The sequence below is a fragment of the Ureibacillus endophyticus genome (assembly GCF_003628435.1).
Taxonomy (GTDB): domain Bacteria; phylum Bacillota; class Bacilli; order Bacillales_A; family Planococcaceae; genus Ureibacillus; species Ureibacillus endophyticus.
On the sequence record NZ_RBZN01000087.1, the window covers coordinates 1 to 4,347 of the forward strand.

3 protein-coding genes, 10 tRNA genes and 1 rRNA gene are annotated in these 4,347 nt (G+C 38.1%); 2 read left to right on the plus strand and 12 right to left on the minus strand.

What is annotated here, in order from left to right; all coding sequences use genetic code 11:
• Positions 1 to 213: 213 nt before the first annotated feature.
• The 12 genes from D8M03_RS17050 to D8M03_RS17105 form a co-directional block, all read right to left on the minus strand.
• Positions 214 to 306, minus strand: a tRNA-Ser gene (locus tag D8M03_RS17050).
• A gap of 13 nt (positions 307 to 319) precedes the next feature.
• Positions 320 to 396: transfer RNA gene (locus tag D8M03_RS17055), tRNA-Ile, on the minus strand.
• 6 nt (positions 397 to 402) lie between these two features.
• Positions 403 to 476 (minus strand) — tRNA-Met (locus tag D8M03_RS17060).
• A 16-nt stretch (positions 477 to 492) separates the two neighbouring features.
• A tRNA-Ala gene (locus D8M03_RS17065) sits at positions 493 to 568 on the minus strand.
• 31 nt (positions 569 to 599) lie between these two features.
• Positions 600 to 688, minus strand: a tRNA-Leu gene (locus tag D8M03_RS17070).
• A 5-nt stretch (positions 689 to 693) separates the two neighbouring features.
• Positions 694 to 768, minus strand: a tRNA-Gly gene (locus D8M03_RS17075).
• A 28-nt stretch (positions 769 to 796) separates the two neighbouring features.
• A tRNA-Leu gene (locus D8M03_RS17080) sits at positions 797 to 881 on the minus strand.
• 10 nt (positions 882 to 891) lie between these two features.
• Positions 892 to 966: transfer RNA gene (locus D8M03_RS17085), tRNA-Lys, on the minus strand.
• Between the two features lie 7 nt (positions 967 to 973).
• A tRNA-Thr gene (locus D8M03_RS17090) sits at positions 974 to 1,049 on the minus strand.
• 6 nt (positions 1,050 to 1,055) lie between these two features.
• A tRNA-Val gene (locus tag D8M03_RS17095) sits at positions 1,056 to 1,131 on the minus strand.
• 11 nt (positions 1,132 to 1,142) lie between these two features.
• Positions 1,143 to 1,258: ribosomal RNA gene (gene rrf, locus D8M03_RS17100) — 5S ribosomal RNA — on the minus strand.
• Between the two features lie 173 nt (positions 1,259 to 1,431).
• Positions 1,432 to 2,334 (minus strand): DMT family transporter, encoded by a 903-nt coding sequence (locus tag D8M03_RS17105; protein ID WP_121215997.1) that lies wholly within the window; start codon positions 2,332 to 2,334, stop codon positions 1,432 to 1,434.
• Positions 2,335 to 2,455: 121 nt separating this feature from the next.
• Here D8M03_RS17105 and D8M03_RS17110 point away from each other — a divergent pair, with 121 nt between their 5' ends.
• The gene (locus D8M03_RS17110; RefSeq protein WP_121215999.1) at positions 2,456 to 3,175 is read left to right on the plus strand and encodes an MgtC/SapB family protein; all 720 of its coding nucleotides are present in this window, start codon (positions 2,456 to 2,458) and stop codon (positions 3,173 to 3,175) included.
• A 16-nt stretch (positions 3,176 to 3,191) separates the two neighbouring features.
• Positions 3,192 to 4,181 (plus strand): cation diffusion facilitator family transporter, encoded by a 990-nt coding sequence (locus D8M03_RS17115; protein WP_121215998.1) that lies wholly within the window; start codon positions 3,192 to 3,194, stop codon positions 4,179 to 4,181.
• The last annotated feature ends 166 nt before the right edge of the window (positions 4,182 to 4,347 follow it).

Here is a 4,347-nt window from a genome sequence, read left to right on the forward strand (position 1 = left end):
ACCGAACTGCTCCACCCCGCGATAATGTTATTGTTAGAAATATAATAAAAACTTACGCATTAACTATTATCGAACCGTCACGATTTCGTTTAGTAAATTCAAGAAGCTTGCGAAATCGTTAGGCTGAAGTTTTGCTACGAAGATTATTCGTTCGTGCTCCACCCCGCGATAATATTATTAATTTACTTACACTTCATTGTACCATATAAAGAATGGCGGAGGAAGAGGGATTCGAACCCCCGCGCGGTTTAACCCGCCTGTCGGTTTTCAAGACCGATCCCTTCAGCCGGACTTGGGTATTCCTCCGTGTTATGACGATTGGTGGACCTTGCAGGACTCGAACCTGCGACCGGACGGTTATGAGCCGTCTGCTCTAACCAACTGAGCTAAAGGTCCTAAAGATGGCGGCAGAGGGGATCGAACCCCCGACCTTACGGGTATGAACCGTACGCTCTAGCCAGCTGAGCTACGCCGCCAAATTATTAATTTATTTGGTGGAGCCTAGCGGGATCGAACCGCTGACCTCCTGCGTGCAAGGCAGGCGCTCTCCCAGCTGAGCTAAGGCCCCAAATAAAAATTTTATATTATGATTTGCAAAATGGTGCCGAGGACCGGAATCGAACCGGTACGGTAGTCACCTACCGCAGGATTTTAAGTCCTGTGCGTCTGCCAGTTCCGCCACCCCGGCACATTTGGAGCGGAAGACGGGGTTCGAACCCGCGACCCCCACCTTGGCAAGGTGGTGTTCTACCACTGAACTACTTCCGCATGTGCTTAAAATTATAATTTATTTAAATGGTGCGGGTGAAGGGAGTCGAACCCCCACGCCTTGCGGCGCTAGATCCTAAGTCTAGTGCGTCTGCCAATTCCGCCACACCCGCAATATAAAACTGGTGAGCCATGAAGGACTTGAACCTTCGACCCTCTGATTAAAAGTCAGATGCTCTACCACTGAGCTAATGGCTCTAAATAATGGTGCCGGCGATAGGAGTCGAACCCACGACCTACTGATTACAAGTCAGTTGCTCTACCAACTGAGCTACACCGGCATAATATGGTGGAGGATGACGGGCTCGAACCGCCGACCCCCTGCTTGTAAGGCAGGTGCTCTCCCAGCTGAGCTAATCCTCCTGGGTATATAAGCGAAGCAACGTCCTACTCTCACAGGGGGAAGCCCCCAACTACCATCGGCGCTAAAGAGCTTAACTTCCGTGTTCGGTATGGGAACGGGTGTGACCTCTTTGCCATCATCACTTCACTTATTTATTCACTTTTTCAAAAGCAACTCTTATATAATATCATTACTTTCGAAATTAGTCAATTACTTTTTATATCGTTATCGTTGAAAAACTTATCCTCAACTTAGAACTTTACTCTTAAAAGTTTTGTTTGTCGTTAAGGACAAGTAATAATATACATCAGATTAAATGCTTAATCAAGTACTTTTTTCAAAAAACCTTTTAAAATTTTCAAATCTATTATAAACAGCATAATACCTATTATAACTGTTACTCCACCTATAATTTGTGTAGTCATCAACTTTTCTGAAAAAATAAAATAAGCAAGGATAGAAGCACCGATAGGTTCAAATAACACAGCTACCGAAATAACATTAGTACTTACCCATTTAACTGCCCAATTGAAAATAGTATGACCAAGAAGGTTCGGAATAATAGCTAAAAGCAAGAACCAAACCCAATCCATTGTCGGATATGGACCAAAAGATTCCCCTGTTATTAATACGTAAAAGAATAAACAAACCGTACTTATCGAATAAACAACCATTGTATAAGTAATGAGGGAAATACGTTTTCGTACATCTTGTCCAAATAGTAAATAACCTGTAATTAATGCACATGCAATTAAAGCGAGGATATCTCCATATAATGCACTACCACTTACTCTAAAATCTCCCCAGCTAATCAAGAAACTTCCTAAAACCGCAATCGCTCCAGAAGCAATTGTTTTTATTGTAATTTTCTCTTTAAAAAATAGATATGTTCCAATAAAAGCAAATAAAGGTTGTAATGTTACGAGAACAGTTGAACTTGCTACTGATGTGTAATTTAGTGATTCAAACCATAGAATAAAATGAAATGCTAAAAAGATTCCTGCTACGGAAGAAAAGAGCCAATCTTTTTTTGAAAGTATTTTAATTTCATTTACATATTTCGAAAAAAATAAGGGACTCATAATTAGTATAGAAAATAACATTCTATAAAACGCAATAACACTACTATGCGCTTCCGTTAATTTAACAATAATTGCAGATAAAGAAATTGAGATAACACCAATAAGAATAGGTATATATGGGTGTATTTTAGGTTTTTCCATTTTTTTATAACCCCATTATATTATTTTTGCTATATTTATAAAATAGTATATATATTTCTATTTTGTCACAAATAGGCAGTGGAATTCAATCATTAAAAAGGGGGTACAACAACAATTGAATATTACTATACTTAATGAACCATTCTCATATGAAGTGGTTATTAAACTTGTGATTGCTGCTACTTTGAGCTTAATTATAGGGATTGAACGGGAACTGAAAAAGAAACCTGTTGGATTAAAAACTAGCTTAGTAATTGCGACATTCAGTTGTTTACTTACAATCATTTCAATTGAAGCAGCGTATAGTACTCCTCCTCGGGATGATATTAATATTACAATGGATCCACTACGTTTAGCAGCACAAATTGTCAGTGGTATTGGATTTTTAGGTGCTGGTGTCATATTACGAAAAGGAAACGATAGTATCACAGGCTTAACTACTGCCGCGATGATATGGGGTGCTGCAGGAATTGGAATCGCAGTCGGAGCTGGTTTTTATATCGAGGCTTTTGCAACAGTTGTGATTGTTGTAATCGGAATTGAATTGATTGCACCATTCTTGTCCAAAATAGGTCCAAAACGTTTACGCATGAAAGAACTATCGTTAAGGGCAAGATTGTCAAAGGAAGAAAATATTCAAAACCTCCTTACTTTTATGAAGCAAAATGAAATGTACATTGAACATATACGTATTAAAGATATACCCGTATCAACAGAACAGGTCTTATTTGAAGTTGATATTAAATTTTCCACATTATATAAAAAAGATACTATTTCAATTTACACTACTTTGCACACACTACCTTATGTACACAAAATTGAGATAGAAAACTTAGGATAAAATTGGAGGAACAAACATGGGCGAAATATTTAAACTAATAAAGGGTGGAAATAAACCCTCTCTTATAGCAGCACTTGTTAACTTATTTTTAGGAATAATTAAAGGTGTTGCCTATTTTTTTACAGGTAACGTAGCAATGTTCGCAGAGATGATGCACTCCCTTGGTGATGCTGCAAACCAATTCTTCGTCTTTATTGGCTCGGCTTTATCGAAAAAAGCCCCTACTGCAAAATTCCCCAATGGTTTTGGGCGTGTTGTAAACCTTGTTTGTTTAGGTGCAGTTTTAATTGTGGCAATCCTGTCATATGAAACAATAAAAGAAGGATGGCATCATTTTATTCATCCAACTGAAGATTCTGGAGGCGTACTGATCGCTCTTGGAGTGTTGTCAATAGGTATTATATTAGAAGGAACTGTATTGCATAAAGCGGCACAAGAAGTACTGCATGAAGTGGGAGTTGAGAATAAGGGTTTCTTAGCCGTACCAAAGTCTGTTGCGTATTTAAATCGAGCAAAGCCTGCTACGAAACTTGTTTGGATGGAAGACTTAGTAGCAACATCCGGTAACATCCTTGCCTTTCTAGCGATTGTCATTGCCTATTTTACAGGTTGGTCAGCATTAGAAGGTTTAGTTTCCATGATTATCGGAATAATGATGTTCTATGTAGTTGGTAGAGTATTTCTTGATAATGCTCGTGGTGTCATTGGGGAAACTGATGAAGAAATGCAAATTCATATAGGTAACTTAGTGATGGAAGATCCACACGTAACGGATATCCGTCGATTAGAAGTAATTAAAGAAGGAGAATTTCTTCATGTAACAGTTGTTGCAGAAACAGACCCTAATCTCTCCCTAGCCTTTTTAGATGATGTTCGAGATCATTTAGTCGAAATGATTATGAGTCAAAAAGGGGTTACGAAAGTTTCACTATTATTTGATGAAGAAGATGAAGTTACTAATTGGGAACATCATTTAGCAGAAAAGAAACAGGATTCTAATGAGTAAGGAAATTAATTATGAATAGCTGAACAAATAAAAAAGCAATCATGGTGAACTGCACCCCAATTGTTAGACACAATCTAACAATTGGAGGTGTAGTTTTTTTATGACTAAATTTACTAGTGATATCAAGTTAGCTATAGTTCAGGGGTTTAATCCACATATGATTTCA